Origin of the sequence: Budvicia diplopodorum (assembly GCF_009800925.1) — a bacterium.
Lineage (GTDB): Bacteria > Pseudomonadota > Gammaproteobacteria > Enterobacterales > Enterobacteriaceae > Budvicia > Budvicia diplopodorum.
In genome coordinates, this window is sequence record NZ_WOYF01000001.1 from 58,627 (window position 1) to 76,411 (window position 17,785).

Sequence of the window (17,785 nt, forward strand, 5' to 3'; positions counted from 1 at the left end):
TTGATCAAAAACAGGCATTCAATATTTATCAATAGAGTTTTAACCACGTATAATTCATTAGGTTAGGAGAGATATAATCACCCGACTCAATTCAACAAACTAAACAACTATTCAGAAACATTGGCTTATGATTATCAGTAGAACAAGTTATTGCTTTATAGCAGAATTAGAATTTCATGAATACCTGTCAACTTTAACAGCTATCATTTTGTATAATTTTATGAACATAGAGGGGGTCAAAATAAATAATTTAAATTCTAAAAAGTGTGGTCATTTAAAATATTTATATTTATTAGTTAGTAACGTTAATTGAATTCCAATGGTGAAGATAATCGCAATCACTAACAACATTATTTTTATACAAATAATGACTATTAAAGCATCGTTATAGTGATTGTATTTAATGAGATTGGAATACAAAAAAGACGGTTTTTATATATCTATACTCTGATTTTAACCAAAAAATCACTAAATGCGCGGTGGGAAAAATTAATATTGAGGATATTTGTTTGTATTAATGAAATATGACCATTAATTTATCTATTAATAAATTCAGCTCAATATTCAAAATAGTTATTAAACTAAACTGTAACATATAATTTTATATCAACTGGGTCAGTTAATATCCTTTGGTATTAACCATCTTTGATTGCCAGCCTGAAAGAGCTCAAATTTTACATTAAAAACGTTCTCAATATTTTCTGGCTGCATGACATCAACGGTATCCCCTGCAGCAATTAAGATGCCTCGTTCCAATAACCAGACCTCATCAGCATAGTGTAATGTATGGTTCAAGTTATGGGCGCTGACGATCGCCGTTCGTCCCTGTGCGCAAAATAATCGAAGTAATCGGTTAAGCGCTGACTGCTGAGCTACGTCCAGACTATTCATGGGTTCATCAAGCAGCAACATGTGGCTATCAGGGTTAAGCGATGGCCAGACCTGAAGAAAAATAGCGGCAAGACGCACCCTTTGCCACTCACCGCCGGACAGCTGGGATAGCGGGCGTTCAAGTTTATCGGTCAGTTCCAAATGCTCAGATAAAAACATAACGGTTTGTTCAATATCACCGGCATTGGCTGATTTTGGCTGATGAAGCGCAATGTACTGGAATACCTGCATCATAGAACGGTTATCCTGCTGTTGGCTTAAATAAGCGCGCAGTCGAGACAGCTCTGCCCCGCTATAACCACTCAGTTTTCGATCGTTTAGCTCAATTGCCCCATCGTAAGGTAGTAGCCCGGCAATACAGGAAAGCAATGTGCTTTTCCCTGCCCCATTCGGGCCGATAATGTGAATCAGTCTTCCCGGTTTTGCTGAAGTGCTGATACCCAATAACCTTGGCGATAAACTGACATCAATAAGTTTTAACATTGCGCAATAGCATCCAAATAAACAAAGGAGCACCCAGCGTTGAGGTGATCACCCCGATTGGCAACTCTGCCGATGAGAGAACAATCCGCGACATCAGATCGGCCAGTAAGAGAATGCTGGCACCGGATAACGCGCAGCCGGTAAGCAAATAGCGATGATCGGTAATTCCTGACAGGCGCAGCATATGAGGAATAATTAAGCCAATAAAGCCGATGATACCGGCCAGCGCCACGCTAACACCCACCACCCAGGCTATCATCAACACGAATATATTACGCCAGAGGACCAAAGGGACGCCCAACTGGCGAGCCTGATTTTCTCCTAGCGAGAGTAAATTGAGTTTATTTCCTTGATAGGTTAGCCAGATAATCGCCGGGAAGAGCGCCAGAATCAGCCATATTTGTTGCCAGCCGATGCCACCGAAGCTCCCCATTAGCCAGTAAAGCAGCTGACGGAGGTCTAGGCTAGAGCTGAAGTAAACCGCCCATGTCATGACGGCGCTACAGGCAATGCTTAGGGCAAAGCCGATGAGTAATAGACTGGCGCCAGATAGCAGTTTTCTTCTGGAAAGTGCTAATAGAATCAGGGTTAAAACCAGCGCGCCGATAATCGCATTCAGGCTGAGAAGCCAAACGGGAAGTAGCCCACCGCCAAGCAATATGGTGAGCACTAAGGCCACGCCGGCACCGTTAGCAACGCCCAATAAACCGGGTTCAGAAAGTGGGTTATCAAACAAAGACTGCATCACCGCCCCAGACATCGCAAGGCCAGCACCGACCATAATCACGGCGAACGTTCTGGGTAAGCGAAGCTGCCAAACGAATAGCTGAGCCCGCTCGCTCATCCATTGGGATGGCGGTAACCAGATGTCACCAACGGATAGGCTGAGTACAAAAGTGACAGCCAATAACAAACCCAACAGGCCAAGTTTAAGCTTATCCCGCTGTTGTTGCCGTTGCTGAAGATGAGTAAAGCGCAGGGTCATGTTGTATCTACGTAAGGCTTTAGCGTTAAAAATTTCAGATATCGAATAATACAAAAGAAAAAGGCTGCTTGCGCAGCCTTTTTGATCTAATGTCTTTATTCTTTAGGAGTAGCGTTCTCAACCCGGCTCTTTAACTTCTGCCCCGGACGGAAAGTAACTACCCGGCGTGCAGTGATTGGAATATCTTCGCCGGTTTTCGGGTTACGCCCCGGGCGTTGACTCTTATCACGCAGGTCAAAATTACCGAATCCGGAAAGTTTGACTTGCTCACCATTTTCTAAAGCTCTACGGACTTCTTCAAAAAATAGTTCTACGAGATCTTTTGAATCACGTTTGCTCAAGTTCAACTTTTCGCATAAGTGTTCAGACATTTCAGCTTTAGTAAGCGCCATAGGTTCAATCTCTCAAGGATGCTTGGAATCGCTGTTTCAGTGCCTCTACGCATTCAGCAACCGTAGCGGCAATTTCCTCTTCTTCTAGCGTACGCGTGGTATTCTGTAACGTTAGGCTAATAGCCAGACTCTTATAGCCGTCTGGTACGCCCTTGCCACGGTATACGTCAAATAAGTTTACGCCAACCGTCTGATTTACGCCAACTTTTTTGCATAATTCTAATACATTGGCAGCGGGCACGCTTTCAGCCACAACAATTGCGATATCTCTGCGGTTCGCCGGGAAGCGGGAAACCTCTTTAGCCAGCGGTACTTGACGCTCTGAGAGCTTGTCCCATAACAGCTCAAACACCACTGTACGACCGTTTAGATCGAGCTTACGCTCTAGCTCAGGGTGCACCACACCGATGTACCCAATGTGTTTACCATCAAGATAAATAGCCGCACTCTGGCCTGGATGTAATGCCGGGTTTGCTTCGACTTTAAATTCAATCTCAGACAATTTACCCGTTAACTCTAACACAGCTTCAAGATCGCCTTTTAAATCATAGAAGTCAATTGCTTCACGCGCAAGATCCCAATGTTCCTCACAACGATTGCCCGCGATCACACCGGCCAGCATTAGTTCTTGTTTAACGCCTAAATCCGAAGCGGCATCAGGCACAAAGCGTAATCCGCTCTCAAACAGGCGCAGCCTGCTCTGCTGACGATTTTGGTTATACACCACCGCGCTTAATAAGCCAGTCCAAAGAGACAGGCGCATGGCGGACATTTCAACTGAAATCGGGCTAGGTAAAATCAACGCTTCTTGATCAGGATGCAGCAGGCTTTGTACTTTAGGATCGACAAAACTATAGGTAATGGCTTCCTGATAGCCGCGATCGACCAGCAGCGTTTTCACTCGCCGTAACGAAAGAGTTGCTTCGCGATGGGCGGTCATGACTAAATCAGCCCGAAGCGGTACGTCCGGAACGCTGTTATAGCCATAAACGCGGATAATTTCTTCGATCAGATCTTCTTCAATCGCCATATCGAAGCGCCAGCTTGGTGCAACAGCAGTCCAGCTATCGCCGTTATAAGTCACGTTACAACCCAGACGCGTAAGAATGTCAGTCACTTGCTCATCGGGGATAACATGACCCACTAATCGGTCGAGCTTGTGACGGCGCAGCACAATCGTCGCAGGTTTAGGCAACTGGGCTTTATCCGTTACGTCAACAACCGGCCCCGCTTGCCCACCACAGATTTCCAGCAGCAGCGCTGTCGCTCGTTCAATCGCGCGTTCTTGAAGAGCAGGATCCACGCCGCGCTCATAGCGATGGGAAGCGTCGGTGTGCAGACCATAACGACGCGCACGGCCAACAATGGCAAGCGGATTAAAATAGGCGCACTCAAGGAATACGTCTTTGGTCTCTTCGTTAACGCCGGAATGCTCACCGCCAAAAATGCCGCCTAATGCCAGCGTTTTTTGATGATCGGCTATCACAACGATATCTTGATTAAGCTTAACCTTGTTGCCATCAAGCAGAACCAGCTCTTCACCCTCTTTCGCCATGCGCACAACAATTCCGCCGTCGATACGAGCCAAATCAAACGCGTGCATAGGATGACCCAGTTCCAGCAAAACGTAATTGGTCACGTCAACCACCGGATCGATAGAACGAATTCCGCAGCGACGCAGCTTTTCACTCATCCACAGCGGCGTAGAGGCTTTAACGTTGATACCCTTTACCACGCGGCCTAAATAGCGCGGACAGGCTTGTGAAGCGTCGACCTGAATAGATATCGTGTCTGGTATAGTAGCCATTACCGGCGTCATGTCCGGTTCGATTAACGGTAATTTATTAATAACCGCAACGTCACGGGCTACGCCGATAATGCCTAAGCAGTCGGCACGGTTAGGCGTAACGCTAATCTCGACGGTCACATCATTGAGTTTCAGATATTCACGCAGGTCTTGGCCAATGGGGGCGTCTTCTGGCAGCTCAATGATACCGTTATGGTCTTCGCTGATACCCAGTTCAGAGAATGAACACAGCATACCTTCAGACGGCTCACCGCGTAGCTTAGCGGCCTTAATTTTAAAATCACCCGGCAGTACTGCGCCAACGGTGGCACAGGCCACGGTTAGCCCCTGACGACAGTTCGGGGCCCCGCAAACGATATCCAGCAGCCTATCGCCGCCAACGTTAACTTTGGTTACCCGCAGCTTATCGGCATTAGGATGTTGACCACACTCAACCACACGCCCGATAACAACACCGGTAAAGTCGCCGGCGACAGGCTCAACGCCGTCAACTTCCAAGCCAGCCATGGTGACCTGCTCTGATAAAGCTTCACGACTAATTGCAGGGTTGACCCATTCACGCAACCAGGATTCACTGAATTTCATGTTTTGGCTCCCGCTATTATTTGAATTGTTTTAAGAAACGAAGATCGTTTTCGAAGAAAGCGCGTAAATCAGTGACACCGTAACGAAGCATAGCTAAACGCTCCATTCCCATGCCAAAAGCAAAGCCCGAATACACTTCGGGATCGATGCCAACCCCGCGCAATACGTTAGGGTGAACCATGCCACAGCCTAGAACTTCCAGCCATTTACCATTTTTGCCCATCACGTCAACTTCAGCTGAAGGCTCGGTAAATGGGAAGTAAGACGGGCGGAAACGGATCTTCAGATCTTCTTCGAAGAAGTTAAGCAAGAAGTCGTGGATGGTACCTTTCAGGTTGGTGAAGCTGATATCTTTATCAACAATCAACCCTTCCATCTGATGGAACATTGGCGTGTGGGTTTGATCGTAATCGTTTCGATAAACCCGACCCGGAGCAATAATACGGATCGGTGGCTGTTGGTTATTCATGGTACGAATTTGTACACCAGAAGTCTGAGTGCGCAACAATCGCTTAGCGTCGAACCAGAAGGTGTCGTGATCGGCTCTGGCCGGGTGATGGGCCGGAATATTCAACGCATCGAAATTATGATAGTCATCTTCGATTTCAGGGCCGTTGGCCACGGCAAAGCCCAGTTCACCAAAGAAATCTGCGATCCGATCAATCGTGCGGGTAACCGGATGAAGGCCACCGTTTTCCTGACGACGGCCGGGCAGAGAAACATCGATGGTTTCCTGCGATAAACGGGCATTCAGTGCGGCTGACTCTAAGATGTTTTTACGGGCGTTCAGCGCATCTTGAACGTCCTGTTTAGCCTGATTAATCACCTGTCCTGCGGCAGGACGATCCTCTGCGGGGACATCGCGCAGAGATGTCATTTGCAACGTCAGGTGACCCTTTTTGCCTAAATATTCCACGCGAACTAAATCTAACGCGGCAACATCATGGGCTTCATCTATAGCGGCCTTTGCATTGGCAACCAGTTCAGCGAGATGTGGCATTATTTTCCTCTTCTTCCGGTTCCGGAAATCTAATTATTAGGTAATCAAACCCTGTTAAATGTTATATCCGTCATGCTTCAAGCGGCTGTTGCGTTGGCCTACCACCATCCTGCCGCTCGAAATATTTGGCTATATGATACATAAATACTTCACGACTAAATTTTAAAACAACAAAAAAGCCTCCTGATAGGAGGCTTTTAGCGCTAGTTTTCGTTTATTCTCTTACGCGCAAAGCCCCTTGAATTCAGGCGCTAAAGTAAAAAAAGAAACGGAAAATAACGGTACTCATGATGGTGTTACCCTGTATCGGTTTGAATATAAAGCGTTTAAAGTTTGCTTAGACCGCATAATACTACGTTTAATTACTCGCTATTACCAACAATTATATGAGCAATTAAAAGTAAAAGAGGGAGTATAAACTCCCTCTTCTATCTGGCTTACGCTAGAACTGATTTTGCTTTTTCTACTAAAGCAGCAAATGCCACTTTGTCGAATACGGCGATATCAGCCAAGATCTTACGGTCGATTTCAACAGAAGCCTTTTTCAGGCCATTGATGAAACGGCTGTAAGATAAACCATTTTGACGTGCAGCAGCGTTGATACGTGCAATCCACAGCTGACGGAACTGACGCTTACGTTGACGACGGTCACGGTAAGCATATTGTCCTGCTTTGATTACTGCCTGAAAGGCAACACGATATACGCGCGAACGGGCACCGTAGTAACCTTTCGCTTGCTTTAATATCTTCTTGTGACGTGCACGTGCGATTACACCACGTTTTACGCGAGCCATATGCTCTCTCCTATCGTTATATCTGAATTAAAAGTTATGCGTATGGCAAACATGCCACGACCAAGCCTAAATCTCCTTTAGAGACCAGACCTTTTGGACGTAGATGACGTTTACGCTTAGTTGCTTTTTTGGTCAGAATATGACGTAGGTTAGCGTGCTTACGCTTAAAACCGCCAGAGGCAGTCTTTTTAAAGCGTTTGGCCGCGCCACGCACTGTTTTGATCTTTGGCATAGTAAATATATCCACTTCGCATTGTTAATAAAACGAACCAGTTAGGCGAATAAAACCCGAACGGTATAAATACCATTCGGGTTTCACTACTTGTATGCCTTACTGTTTCTTCTTAGGGGCGAGCACCATCACCATTTGGCGGCCTTCAATCCTACTTGGGTAGGATTCAACAACTGCCAATTCGGCGAGATCGTCACGGACGCGGTTAAGCACTTCCATACCAATCTGCTGATGCGCCATCTCACGACCGCGAAAACGCAGTGTGATCTTAGCTTTATCGCCATCTTCCAGAAAGCGAATCAGGTTGCGTAGTTTGACCTGATAGTCGCCATCATCTGTACCAGGACGGAATTTAATTTCCTTGATCTGGACAACTTTTTGTTTTTTCTTCTGCTCTTTTGTAGCCTTACTCTTTTCATAGAGAAATTTGCCGTAATCCATCACACGGCAAACTGGCGGCTCAGCATTTGGACTGATCTCTACCAGATCAACACCTGCTTCTTCTGCTTTCTGCAGCGCTTCATTCAGACTGACAATCCCAATTTGCTCGCCATCGATGCCAGTTAATCGAACTTCACGGGCGCGAATCTCTGTGTTAATGCGATTAGGACGCGCTGTTTGAACTCTTTTTCCGCCTTTAATACTTTATTCCTCCAGTTGATTAAGACTACGACTGCGTATTTCTTGTTGCAGTTTTTCAATCACGTAACTTACGTCAAGACTGCCTAAGTCTTTTCCGCGGCGGGTGCGCACAGCAACGTTGCCAGCTTCAACCTCTTTATCGCCACAGACTAACATATAAGGCACGCGTCGTAGAGTATGTTCGCGAATTTTAAAGCCTATTTTTTCATTTCTCAAGTCTGCTTTCGCACGAATGCCCGCAGCCTGCAGTTTTTTGGTTAATTCACTGACGTAATCCGCCTGAGCATCGGTGATATTCATCACCACAACCTGCTGCGGCGCTAACCATGTCGGGAAGAAACCGGCGCACTCTTCAGTTAAGATGCCGATAAAGCGCTCTAATGAGCCTAAAATGGCCCGGTGAATCATAACCGGCACGTGGCGCTCGTTATCTTCACCTACGAAAGAAGCACTTAAACGCTCAGGTAATGAAAAGTCGAGTTGCACAGTACCACACTGCCATGCGCGATCCAAACAATCGTGTAAAGTAAATTCAATTTTAGGTCCGTAGAACGCACCTTCACCCGGCTGATAGTCAAACTCTAAACCGTTTGCGGTTAGCGCCTCGGCTAAATCGCGCTCTGCGCGATCCCACGTTTCATCGCTGCCAATACGCTTTTCAGGGCGGGTAGACAGTTTCACGCTGATATTCTGGAAGCCAAAAGTGCTGTACAGGTCGTAGACCATTTTAATACAGCTGGTTACTTCAGTACGTACCTGTTCTTCAGTACAGAAAATATGGGCATCGTCTTGAGTAAAGCCACGAACGCGCATCAGGCCGTGTAGCGAGCCTGATGGCTCATTGCGGTGGCAGCAACCGAACTCTGCCATTCTTAGCGGCAAATCGCGGTATGATTTTAAACCCTGATTGAAAATCTGGACGTGGCCCGGACAGTTCATGGGTTTAATGCAATATTCACGGTTTTCAGAAGACGTGGTAAACATCGCGTCTTTGTAGTTTTCCCAGTGCCCGGTTTTTTCCCACAGCACGCGATCCATCATAAACGGACCTTTTACTTCTTGATAATCGTATTCTCTAAGCTTCATACGCACGAAGGCTTCAAGCTCACGGAAGATAGTCCAGCCGTCATTGTGCCAGAACACCATGCCTGGCGCTTCTTCCTGCATATGATATAAATCTAATTGCTTACCGATCTTGCGGTGGTCACGCTTGGCGGCTTCTTCTAAACGCTGTAGATAAGCGCTAAGCTGCTTTTTATCCGCCCATGCGGTACCGTAAATACGCTGCAGCATTTTATTATTGCTGTCGCCACGCCAGTATGCGCCCGATACTTTCTGTAGTTTGAAATTATGGCAGAAACGCATGTTTGGCACGTGCGGGCCACGGCACATATCGACATACTCTTCATGGTGATACAGCGCCGGATGAGCGTCACGGCCGATATTTTCATCAAGAATACGTAATTTATATATTTCACCGCGGGCTTCAAAGGTGTTCCGAGCTTCCTGCCAGCTGACTTTCTTCTTAATAACGTCGTAATCTTTTTTAGCCAGTTCCAGCATACGCTGCTCAAGTAAATCGAGATCTTCCTGATTTAAGGCTCTGTCGAGATCGACATCATAATAGAAACCGTTGTCAATGGTCGGACCGATCGCCATTTTGGTATCTGGCCAAAGTTGCTGGATGGCATGCCCCAGCAGGTGGGCGCATGAGTGGCGAATAATTTCTAAGCCATCTTCATCTTTAGCCGTAATAATTTCTAATTTAGCGTCGTTCTCAATTAAATCACAGGCATCGATACGTTCACCGTTAATACGACCAGCGATGCAGGCTTTAGCCAGACCGGGGCCGATATCACGGGCGATATCCATCACTGAAACTGCATTATCGTATTGACGTTGGCTTCCATCAGGAAGAGTTATAACCGGCATGACATTTCCTTATTTACAGTGGTGACCCACACGACAGATCGCATGTAAAAAATTATTTATAATTAAATCAATGGATTGATATTACCGTTCGATTCACGAGTATCGAAACGGTACACAATGATGTACGCACACTGATTTGTAGTTATCGGTAGTTATCGTTTCCCAAAAAACGAAAGGCGGATTTTAGCACTGTGATTAGTGAGTTGATAGTGCAAGATTACGATTTAACCAATTTCAATCAGGCTGCCGTTGCTCTTGTTGGTTGAACCTGTAATCGCTTATGTCACACTCGTAAATATAAACACCGGAATTAGCTCCGGTGTTTATCGTTTATCAACCCAATTAAACTATAGCTCAGCGCCAAACAGCCGTTCAACGGTGTGCAGTGCCGCGTCAATATGATCGCCACCGAACAGATTAGCCCGGTTTAATAAATAGTACAGTTGATACAGCGGCTGACGTTCAATAAAGCCTTGAGGCAGAGGCCAAATGCTTTGATAGCCATCATAAATTTGAGCGGGTAAATGCGGATACAGCGGCAGCATGGCTAAATCACATTCGCGATCGCCCCAATAGCAGGCAGGATCGAAAATAACCGGACCAAGCGTACTAACGCCACAGTTAGCGGGCCAGAGATCTCCGTGTAACAATGAAGGCTGCGGATGGTGGCTCTTCAAGCGCTGTTTAACAAGGCCAATGATAGTATCAATATCACCATAGTAGAGCCCTTTTTCATTGGCCAGCTGTAATTGCCAGCCAATGCGCTGTTCGGCAAAAAATACGTTCCAGTAGCGCTGCCAGGCATTAGGCTGAGGCGTGGTGGCTAAATCACTATCAAAATCTAGCCCGAACTGGGGCTGATCGCTCCATTGGTGGAGTTTAGCTAATTGCTGACCAAGGCAATAAGCGTGATGGGCATCCAGCGGTTTCTGAGGTAAATACTCAAGCAGTAGAAAACTATGGTCACGGTCATAGCCAACGCCATAAACCTCTGGCACCCGAACCGTTTTACTTTTAGCCAGCATGGCTAACTGGTCAGATTCGGCGGTAAATATGGGTAAAATGTCGCGCGTGTCATACTTAATAAAGACGTCTTTTTCTCCGTTGCTGGCCCTGCGAGCGTGATGAATATCTCCTCCCGGCAATTCCCCTTTCTCAGTGATGGTATAAGCTTCACCCCAATACTCACTCAATAAATGACTGACGGATTGCCACATGACATTACCCCAAGGTTATGATCAAGATGGTCTCAGGTTAACCTGTTGATGGCTGAGAAACCTCGATCTAAAGCACAGCTTTGGCTTAAAAGACGCGTTTAACCAGCGCGCTGGTCCCACCATTGTATGGACAGAATGAAGAAAGCAACATAAGAGGAATGTTATAGGCTAGTGTAAATTCGCTAACCTATAATATTAAAGGTAGAAGAGAATGTGGAAATATTAAAGCATATCGATCATGCGTAGGATGGCATAAACAATCACACCCCAGATAACCGGTGAAACATACAGTAAACCAAACTGAGCAAAGATCGAGGTATTAGGAATCGAAACCAGCGCCTGAAGCTCTTCACGGCCACGCCCTTCTGCACCATTCATCCCTTCCAGTGCAGCCCGCTGAATTACGCCTTCTCGAATAGCGTATACACGCTTAGTTAAGCGGGCTCCGGCAGCCTGTAGCGCTAATCCAACAAAGATTAAAGCAAAAATGACGATAAACCACAGTGAACAACTCGAAGACCAGTTGCTTAGGTTTGGAAGCGGCGAATTAACCCAAAAGTACTCACAAAAACCCGTGTACTGACGGACAATATCGACCATGACATTAATAAAATCCATAACAACAGCAGTCATTTCACGCACCTGCTCTTTAGGCGCAACGAGATATTTGAGCAACGAAATAATCGTTGAAACTAATGCCGGAATAAAAATGACTATGCCAACAATGCGTTTGATTAACGCAACAACGTTGGCCTGATGGTGAGTCATACTGCCTCCATGTTGAAACACCTGATTTCTCATTAGAATAAGAAACCCTTTCTGAGCCTGAAATAATAGCTAACCCAAATTTCAGACAATATAAAGGCCCGGTATGATAATCAGTACCGGACCTTCTTTTTATTCTAGTGTAGAACAGCGATTAAGCTATAAGTTACTATTAACGCTAGTGCAAAAACGGTGGTGGTTAAAGACCATTTTAAATCAGAACACATATCGTTTTTCCTTAAGGTAAACTGACGCTGAGTGATAAACTCTGGCTAAGAACTAAAAAATACGCCAAAATTCACCGCCAGTTATCACTGAAGCCTTTAATTAAGGCTAACTACAATGACGATAACTTAAATTCTACACCGTTTTGCTTTTAAAGTGTAATCCGTTAACCGAAAGAAAAAGCAATCGTTAACTTATCCGTTTACACTCTATTTAATACTAGTGAAAGCTCAGGAGTACTCTGTCTTATGGCAACAATAAAGGATGTGGCTAAACATGCTGGCGTCTCTACAACAACGGTCTCCCACGTTATTAATAAAACTCGTTTTGTAGCTGAAGATACCAAAACGGCCGTCTGGGCAGCCATTAAGCAATTGAACTATTCTCCTAGCGCCGTTGCCCGTAGCTTAAAAGTCAATAACACTAAAACTATTGGCCTGCTCGCGACATCAAGCGGCTCACCCTATTTTGCCGAAGTCATTCAGGCAGTAGAAGCAGCCTGTTACAAAAAAGGCTATACCCTGATCTTATGTAACTCACAAAACGATCTGGAAAAGCAGGAATCCTACCTCGCCATGCTGGCTCAAAAGCGGGTCGACGGCATGCTGGTTATGTGTTCTGAATATCCGGCTCCGCTGCTCAATCTATTGCAGAATTACCACAATATCCCAATGATGGTAATGGACTGGGGTAAGCACAGCGATTTTACTGACAATATTGAAGATAACGGTTTCCACGGTGGATATCTGGCTACCCGCTATTTGATCGACCGCGGCCATAGGGAAATTGCGACCATCACCGGACAGCTTAATGAGCATACCGGGCGTGAGCGGCATAAAGGCTTTTTATATGCGCTAAAAGAGGCCAAAATTGCTATTCCTGATGAATGGATTATCGAAGCTGACTTCCAGCCGCATGAAGGCTATGAAGGAATGATGAAGCTGCTTAACGTGTCCAAACGCCCTACCGCACTATTTTGTGGCGGCGACGTGATTGCGATGGGTGCGCTTTGTGCCGCCGGTGAAATGGGGCTTCAGGTACCGGAAGATATTTCCGTTATCGGATATGACAATATTGCCAACACCCGCTTCTTTAACCCACCGTTGACCACCATTCAACAGCCGAAAGAAACGTTGGCTGAAATGGCTCTGGATATGCTGCTGGATAAGATCATTAATAAGCGTGAAACCAACAATTCGATTGAATTACATCCCGAGCTGGTTGAACGCCATTCAGTCACTGACGGACCTCACTTGAATAAATAGTAATTGGAACGTTGAGTTAGCTATACCAGAAGGCACCTTTACCGGTGCCTTCTTAGTTAATATACCTTCAATTACTTCAGATATTGGCCCGAACGCAATGCTTCAATACGTTTATCTAAGGGAGGATGCGACAAAAACAGCTCGCTAAATGCCTTCGATTTACCGTTAATACAGAAAGCCAGCATCGTTGACTCTTCCTGAGGCTCATAGCTGGTTTTTAACCGCTGTAACGCAGCAATCATTTTTTCGCGACCCACTAAGCTTGCCGATCCGGCATCAGCCCTGAACTCACGGTGGCGTGAAAACCACATGGTGATAATATTGGCCAGAACGCCAAACACCAGTTCAAGCACCATCGACACCGCAAAGTAAATCATTGAGTTACCGGACGAGTTTTCATTACCCCGATTAGACAGAAAACCCGCAGCAATCTGAGCCAAAAGCCTCGAAATAAAGATAACAAAGGTATTTACTACACCTTGCAGTAACGTCATTGTGACCATGTCACCATTAGCAATATGGCTAATCTCATGGGCCAATACCGCTTCAGCTTCATCACGGCTCATGTTTTGCAATAAACCGGAGCTAACAGCGACCAGCGAAGCGTCACGCCTTGCGCCGGTGGCAAATGCATTGATATCCGGCGCCTGATAGATAGCAACCTGGGGCATGGCAATACCGGCCTGTTGAGATTGGCGCTTCACCGTATCGACCAACCAGCGTTCAGCCTCACTGCTCGGTTGCTCAATAACCTGCCCGCCAACGGCGCGTAAAGCCATCCATTTAGACAGCCACAGTGAGACAAAAGCACCGCCAAAGCCGAACAGCCCTGACATAATCATCAGTCCTTGAACGCTGCTTCCCTGAATACCGGTCAGGCTCAGTACCAGCCCAAAAACCAGCATAACCGCAAGGTTAGTTAATAAAAAGAGCGCTATACGCATCATAAAATGACATTTCCTCAGAGAAGTAAAAATAGTTAGTACTATCCTGATCTTATGGGTTAATAGCTGAAATTCAAGGGTAGCTGGGCAATCTTTAACAATCAGTTCATAACTTTACAATTGTGAATAAATAGCTGCACGTGGCGAACCGTCTACCACTCAATCGCCTGTCTAAGTATAGCCCGATTAAACGCTGGTAAAAAAATAAGGCGCACCCTGTGCGCCCTATTTAACTAAACTAACTTATTGAACTGGTTAATCTTTCTTTACTGCTACGTCTACTTTTTCTAACGTAGCCAAGTCCAGAGCGATTAACACAGTTTCATCCAGATAAGGATCTGCATCTTTATAATCTTTAGGCAAATCTTCAAGGGATTTTAACGGCTTCTTACCATCGCGGGCTAAACGCTCATTAATACGTTTTAACCGGATTGCATCGTCTTCATTGCTCTCTTTTTCCCGCTTAGCGTAGTTAAGCGATATCGAGGCACGCTTATCTTTATTGGCTTTATAGCGGGCAATATCCTGCATGATGAACTGGAACTCAGGATCGTTTACGATGCGCTCATCGTGATCTTTTATCAACGTTGGAATATAGCGGCGCTCATCCCCCTGAAGGGTATAAGTTGCTTTATCGATGCTATCCCAGGGCAGTGCGTTATCTTCGAAACTTTCACCGGTTTCAACAGGATCAATCCCCGTTGGCATAATGATATCCGGCGTTACGCCTTTACGCTGAGTACTACCACCGTTGATCCGATAGAACTTCTGAATGGTGTACTGTACCGACCCTAATTCAGGCCAGTCAGGGCGAAGCATTTGATCGTAGATACGGTTTAAAGCACGATGTTGCTGAACGGTACCTTTACCAAAGGTAGGTTCACCGACAATTAATGCCCGACCGTAATCCTGCATTGCTGCGGCAAAAATTTCTGATGCAGAGGCGCTAAAACGGTCAACTAAAACCACCAGAGGCCCTTTATAATAGACAACGCCGTCGTTATCACTGTCTTCGCGAACTTTGCCATTGTTATCACGAACTTGAACAACCGGGCCACTTGGAATAAACAGCCCTGACAAAGAAACCGCTTCAGTTAGTGCACCACCGCCATTGGAACGCAAATCGATGATAATACTATCAACATTTTGCTTAGTCAGTTTTTGCAATTGCGTTTTTACGTCATCGGTTAAACCAACGTAGAAGCCCGGAATATCTAATACGCCGATTTTCTTTTTATCAATGGTCTTCAACGTCATCTTAACGGCGCGATCTTCAAGGCGAATTCGTTCGCGGGTTAATACCACGGTTTTGGCTTTAGCGCCTTTACCCGCAGGTAAAATTTCCAGACGAACCTTACTGCCTTTCGGACCTTTAATCAGTGCAACAACGTCATCAAGACGCCAACCGATAACGTCAACTATTGGCTTATCTTGCTGACCTACGCCAACGATCTTATCGCCAACGACAATCGATTTGCTCTTAGCCGCAGGGCCACCGGCAACCAATGAGTTAATTTGAGTATAGTCATCTTCCATCTGCAACACGGCACCAATACCTTCTAATGAGAGGCTCATTTCGGTATTAAACTGCTCAGTATTACGCGGTGACAGGTAGTTGGTATGAGGGTCAATTTCGCGAGCGAATGCGTTCATCAGCGTTTGGAAAACGTCTTCACTCTTAGTTTGAGTCAACCGTTTAATCGCCGACTGATAGCGTTTGGTCAGAATTTCTTTGATTTCTGGCCATTGTTTACCTGCCAGCTTAAGATTCAGCGCATCATATTTAACTTTGGCATACCAAAGCTGGTCCAGCTCTTCTTGCGTTTTTGGCCACGCCGACTTACTTCGGTCAACTTCAATCGAGTCATCACCGTCAAACGTCATCGGTTTTTCCAACAGCGTCAGAGCATACTGTAGACGTTCAAAACGACGCTTCTGGGAAAAATTATACAGCGCATAGACCGTATCTAATTCACCCGATTTCAGCTCTTGGCCCAACGTCGCTTTTTTATCCGCGAAGCTTGCCACATCGGATGCCAACAGCACATTGTGGCTAAAGTCCAACATGTTCAGATAACGATCGAAAATTTTCGCTGAAAAAGCATCATCTAGCTCAAATTGCCGATAGTGAGAACGGGTAAAGCGAGCCGTAACGCGCTCACTCACCGTGGCATGTTGAGCTTCCTGTTTTAAATCAGGCAGCTGATCGATGCTGTACGTTGTGTCTTTAGCATAACTTAATCCCGCTAGAAATAAGCCTGCAATTGCCGTTAACCGGACTAAGTTATTCATGCCCTGCCAGACCTCCGCCTCAGAACTGTAAATGTTCCGCACGTACAATCATTGCTAAACCAGAAGCAAGCTGTACGCGCACACCGTCTTTTGCGATTTCAAGCACTGTGGCATCCATAGCACTTTTACCCGCACGAACCCGTACATTCTGCCCGGTTTTCAACGCAGCCATGTCTGCGGCTGACGCAGTGCGCGTTTTCTCAACCTCTTTCACCGGCGCGGCTACGCGAGGTGCAACTGGCTTAGATTTTGGCTGCGATGGAGTGCGGGAAGGCGCCTGATCCGCGTTTGGTGCTGGTTTCTTAGCTGCCGGGCGAGGACGACGATTTTGCGTAGCCTCTCCTGACTCGCGACGCTGAGCCGCACGCTGCGCCTGAACGCGGGCTTTCGCCTCTTCCAGTTGCTTGCGGGCGTGTTCAACGTGTTGTTCTTCTAATGCGCCACAGTCCGCGCCGTCAAGATCTACGCGTTGAGCATCGGCTTTAATACCGTGAAGATAACGCCAGCTTGATGTATATAAACGTAACGCGGTGCGTAGCTGTGTTTTGCTAAACAGCGTTTCTTCAGGCAGGCGCGTAACCACATCCTGAAAAATACCGATCTTCAGCGGACGAGCGTCCCCTTCTGTGGTGAAACAAAGAGGGAACTTTTCTGCCAGATAGGCAATGACTTCTTTACTGCTGTTCAACTTAGGTTGATTTTCCATGAAATTTCCTGATTACAACGAGCTTGCCAACCAACGCAGGCATAAATTACGCGCCATTATAATGACGCTCTCAGTAAAAGCTACGTTATCCGCACTACAAGTTTAAACTCATGATAATAAAAAAACCCTTAGCTTTGTGAAATGTGCTTGGAAAGCACGTCCACAAAGGCCTTGAGGCCCCTTTCGTCATCATTGTCAAAACGGTTAAATACCGTACTATCGATGTCTAAAACACCAATAATATCGCTGCCTGCGTAAACAGGTAGCACAATTTCAGCATTGCTTGCACTGTCGCAAGCAATATGTCCTTCAAACTGATGGACATCTCCAATTCGTTGAATTTGTTTTTCTGCAACTGCCGTACCACACACGCCCCGACCAACAGGAATACGGGTACAGGCAATTTTTCCTTGAAAAGGTCCTAACACTAACACATCATTTTTTAATAAATAAAAGCCGACCCAGTTGATGTTTTCAAGCCGTTCAAACAATAAAGCGCTGCAATTAGCCAATGTGGCTATTAGATCGTATTCTGCATCGATCAACGCGCCCAAATCTCTTTGCAGTTCAGTATAAAACTTTTCTTTATTCATCTTATCAACATAAACCATTAAATAATTCGTTCTAC

Annotated in this window: 18 protein-coding genes and 1 other annotated feature; of the genes, 1 reads left to right on the plus strand and 17 read right to left on the minus strand. The window is 45.9% G+C overall.

All coding sequences use genetic code 11. The features are described 5' to 3' along the window. Positions 1-615 precede the first annotated feature (615 nt). The 13 genes from btuD to cydH all read right to left on the minus strand — a co-directional run bounded on the left by btuD (position 616) and on the right by cydH (position 11,952). Entirely contained in the window at positions 616-1,374 is a 759-nt protein-coding gene (btuD, locus tag GVI43_RS00235; RefSeq protein WP_159564236.1) for a vitamin B12 ABC transporter ATP-binding protein BtuD, read from the minus strand. Next, entirely contained in the window at positions 1,358-2,359 is a 1,002-nt protein-coding gene (btuC, locus tag GVI43_RS00240) for a vitamin B12 ABC transporter permease BtuC (protein ID WP_159564246.1), read from the minus strand. Before btuC ends, btuD begins: the two co-directional genes overlap by 17 nt. A gap of 95 nt (positions 2,360-2,454) precedes the next feature. Beyond that, positions 2,455-2,751: an integration host factor subunit alpha gene (gene ihfA / locus GVI43_RS00245; RefSeq protein WP_159564248.1), complete on the minus strand. Its 297-nt coding sequence runs from the start codon at positions 2,749-2,751 to the stop codon at positions 2,455-2,457. 4 nt (positions 2,752-2,755) lie between these two features. Then, entirely contained in the window at positions 2,756-5,143 is a 2,388-nt protein-coding gene (gene pheT / locus GVI43_RS00250) for a phenylalanine--tRNA ligase subunit beta (RefSeq protein WP_159564250.1), read from the minus strand. Between the two features lie 16 nt (positions 5,144-5,159). Then, positions 5,160-6,143, minus strand: a complete 984-nt coding sequence (gene pheS / locus GVI43_RS00255; RefSeq protein ID WP_159564252.1) for a phenylalanine--tRNA ligase subunit alpha — start codon at positions 6,141-6,143, stop codon at positions 5,160-5,162. Positions 6,144-6,312: 169 nt separating this feature from the next. Beyond that, positions 6,313-6,436, minus strand: a sequence feature (Phe leader region). Next, positions 6,388-6,432 (minus strand): pheST operon leader peptide PheM, encoded by a 45-nt coding sequence (gene pheM / locus GVI43_RS16000; protein ID WP_159565037.1) that lies wholly within the window; start codon positions 6,430-6,432, stop codon positions 6,388-6,390. It overlaps the preceding feature by 45 nt. 144 nt (positions 6,437-6,580) lie before the next feature. Beyond that, positions 6,581-6,937 carry a 50S ribosomal protein L20 gene (rplT, locus tag GVI43_RS00265; protein ID WP_029095033.1) on the minus strand — a complete coding sequence of 119 codons (357 nt, stop codon included), beginning with the start codon at positions 6,935-6,937 and terminating at the stop codon, positions 6,581-6,583. 34 nt (positions 6,938-6,971) lie between these two features. Further along, positions 6,972-7,169, minus strand: coding sequence for a 50S ribosomal protein L35 (gene rpmI / locus GVI43_RS00270; RefSeq protein ID WP_029095034.1), 198 nt, complete (start codon positions 7,167-7,169; stop codon positions 6,972-6,974). Between the two features lie 99 nt (positions 7,170-7,268). Next, entirely contained in the window at positions 7,269-7,811 is a 543-nt protein-coding gene (gene infC / locus GVI43_RS00275; RefSeq protein WP_071605873.1) for a translation initiation factor IF-3, read from the minus strand. A 3-nt stretch (positions 7,812-7,814) separates the two neighbouring features. Then, positions 7,815-9,743: a threonine--tRNA ligase gene (thrS, locus tag GVI43_RS00280; protein WP_159564254.1), complete on the minus strand. Its 1,929-nt coding sequence runs from the start codon at positions 9,741-9,743 to the stop codon at positions 7,815-7,817. Between the two features lie 347 nt (positions 9,744-10,090). Beyond that, positions 10,091-10,960 (minus strand): fructosamine kinase family protein, encoded by an 870-nt coding sequence (locus tag GVI43_RS00285; RefSeq protein WP_159564256.1) that lies wholly within the window; start codon positions 10,958-10,960, stop codon positions 10,091-10,093. A gap of 222 nt (positions 10,961-11,182) precedes the next feature. Next, a complete protein-coding gene (locus tag GVI43_RS00290; RefSeq protein WP_159564258.1) occupies positions 11,183-11,728 on the minus strand; it encodes a YniB family protein in 546 nt (181 codons plus the stop codon). A gap of 134 nt (positions 11,729-11,862) precedes the next feature. Then, a complete protein-coding gene (gene cydH, locus GVI43_RS16005; RefSeq protein ID WP_159564260.1) occupies positions 11,863-11,952 on the minus strand; it encodes a cytochrome bd-I oxidase subunit CydH in 90 nt (29 codons plus the stop codon). A gap of 246 nt (positions 11,953-12,198) precedes the next feature. Between cydH and purR the strand changes: the two genes are divergently transcribed. Continuing rightward, positions 12,199-13,215, plus strand: a complete 1,017-nt coding sequence (gene purR, locus GVI43_RS00300; protein ID WP_159564262.1) for an HTH-type transcriptional repressor PurR — start codon at positions 12,199-12,201, stop codon at positions 13,213-13,215. Positions 13,216-13,286: 71 nt separating this feature from the next. On the opposite strand, the gene htpX is transcribed toward purR, so the two are convergent. The 4 genes from htpX to GVI43_RS00320 form a co-directional block, all read right to left on the minus strand. Beyond that, a complete protein-coding gene (gene htpX, locus GVI43_RS00305) occupies positions 13,287-14,162 on the minus strand; it encodes a protease HtpX (protein WP_159564264.1) in 876 nt (291 codons plus the stop codon). Positions 14,163-14,414: 252 nt separating this feature from the next. Further along, positions 14,415-16,451, minus strand: coding sequence for a carboxy terminal-processing peptidase (prc, locus tag GVI43_RS00310; protein WP_159564266.1), 2,037 nt, complete (start codon positions 16,449-16,451; stop codon positions 14,415-14,417). 19 nt (positions 16,452-16,470) lie between these two features. Continuing rightward, positions 16,471-17,157 carry an RNA chaperone ProQ gene (gene proQ / locus GVI43_RS00315; protein ID WP_159564268.1) on the minus strand — a complete coding sequence of 229 codons (687 nt, stop codon included), beginning with the start codon at positions 17,155-17,157 and terminating at the stop codon, positions 16,471-16,473. Between the two features lie 128 nt (positions 17,158-17,285). Next, on the minus strand, positions 17,286-17,750 hold the full coding sequence (locus GVI43_RS00320) for a GAF domain-containing protein (protein WP_159564270.1): 465 nt from the start codon (positions 17,748-17,750) through the stop codon (positions 17,286-17,288). Positions 17,751-17,785: the final 35 nt, after the last annotated feature.

Excerpts from the sequence above, each read along its gene's own strand:
- thrS (WP_159564254.1), bottom strand. The coding sequence starts at position 9,743 with ATGCCGGTTATAACTCTTCCTGATGGAAGCCAACGTCAATACGATAAT.
- purR (WP_159564262.1), top strand. The coding sequence starts at position 12,199 with ATGGCAACAATAAAGGATGTGGCTAAACATGCTGGCGTCTCTACAACA.
- ihfA (WP_159564248.1), bottom strand. The coding sequence starts at position 2,751 with ATGGCGCTTACTAAAGCTGAAATGTCTGAACACTTATGCGAAAAGTTG.
- prc (WP_159564266.1), bottom strand. The coding sequence starts at position 16,451 with ATGAATAACTTAGTCCGGTTAACGGCAATTGCAGGCTTATTTCTAGCG.
- rplT (WP_029095033.1), bottom strand. The coding sequence starts at position 6,937 with ATGGCTCGCGTAAAACGTGGTGTAATCGCACGTGCACGTCACAAGAAG.
- btuC (WP_159564246.1), bottom strand. The coding sequence starts at position 2,359 with ATGACCCTGCGCTTTACTCATCTTCAGCAACGGCAACAACAGCGGGAT.
- GVI43_RS00285 (WP_159564256.1), bottom strand. The coding sequence starts at position 10,960 with ATGTGGCAATCCGTCAGTCATTTATTGAGTGAGTATTGGGGTGAAGCT.
- cydH (WP_159564260.1), bottom strand. The coding sequence starts at position 11,952 with ATGTGTTCTGATTTAAAATGGTCTTTAACCACCACCGTTTTTGCACTA.
- proQ (WP_159564268.1), bottom strand. The coding sequence starts at position 17,157 with ATGGAAAATCAACCTAAGTTGAACAGCAGTAAAGAAGTCATTGCCTAT.
- htpX (WP_159564264.1), bottom strand. The coding sequence starts at position 14,162 with ATGATGCGTATAGCGCTCTTTTTATTAACTAACCTTGCGGTTATGCTG.
- rpmI (WP_029095034.1), bottom strand. The coding sequence starts at position 7,169 with ATGCCAAAGATCAAAACAGTGCGTGGCGCGGCCAAACGCTTTAAAAAG.
- GVI43_RS00290 (WP_159564258.1), bottom strand. The coding sequence starts at position 11,728 with ATGACTCACCATCAGGCCAACGTTGTTGCGTTAATCAAACGCATTGTT.
- GVI43_RS00320 (WP_159564270.1), bottom strand. The coding sequence starts at position 17,750 with ATGAATAAAGAAAAGTTTTATACTGAACTGCAAAGAGATTTGGGCGCG.
- pheS (WP_159564252.1), bottom strand. The coding sequence starts at position 6,143 with ATGCCACATCTCGCTGAACTGGTTGCCAATGCAAAGGCCGCTATAGAT.
- btuD (WP_159564236.1), bottom strand. The coding sequence starts at position 1,374 with ATGTTAAAACTTATTGATGTCAGTTTATCGCCAAGGTTATTGGGTATC.
- pheT (WP_159564250.1), bottom strand. The coding sequence starts at position 5,143 with ATGAAATTCAGTGAATCCTGGTTGCGTGAATGGGTCAACCCTGCAATT.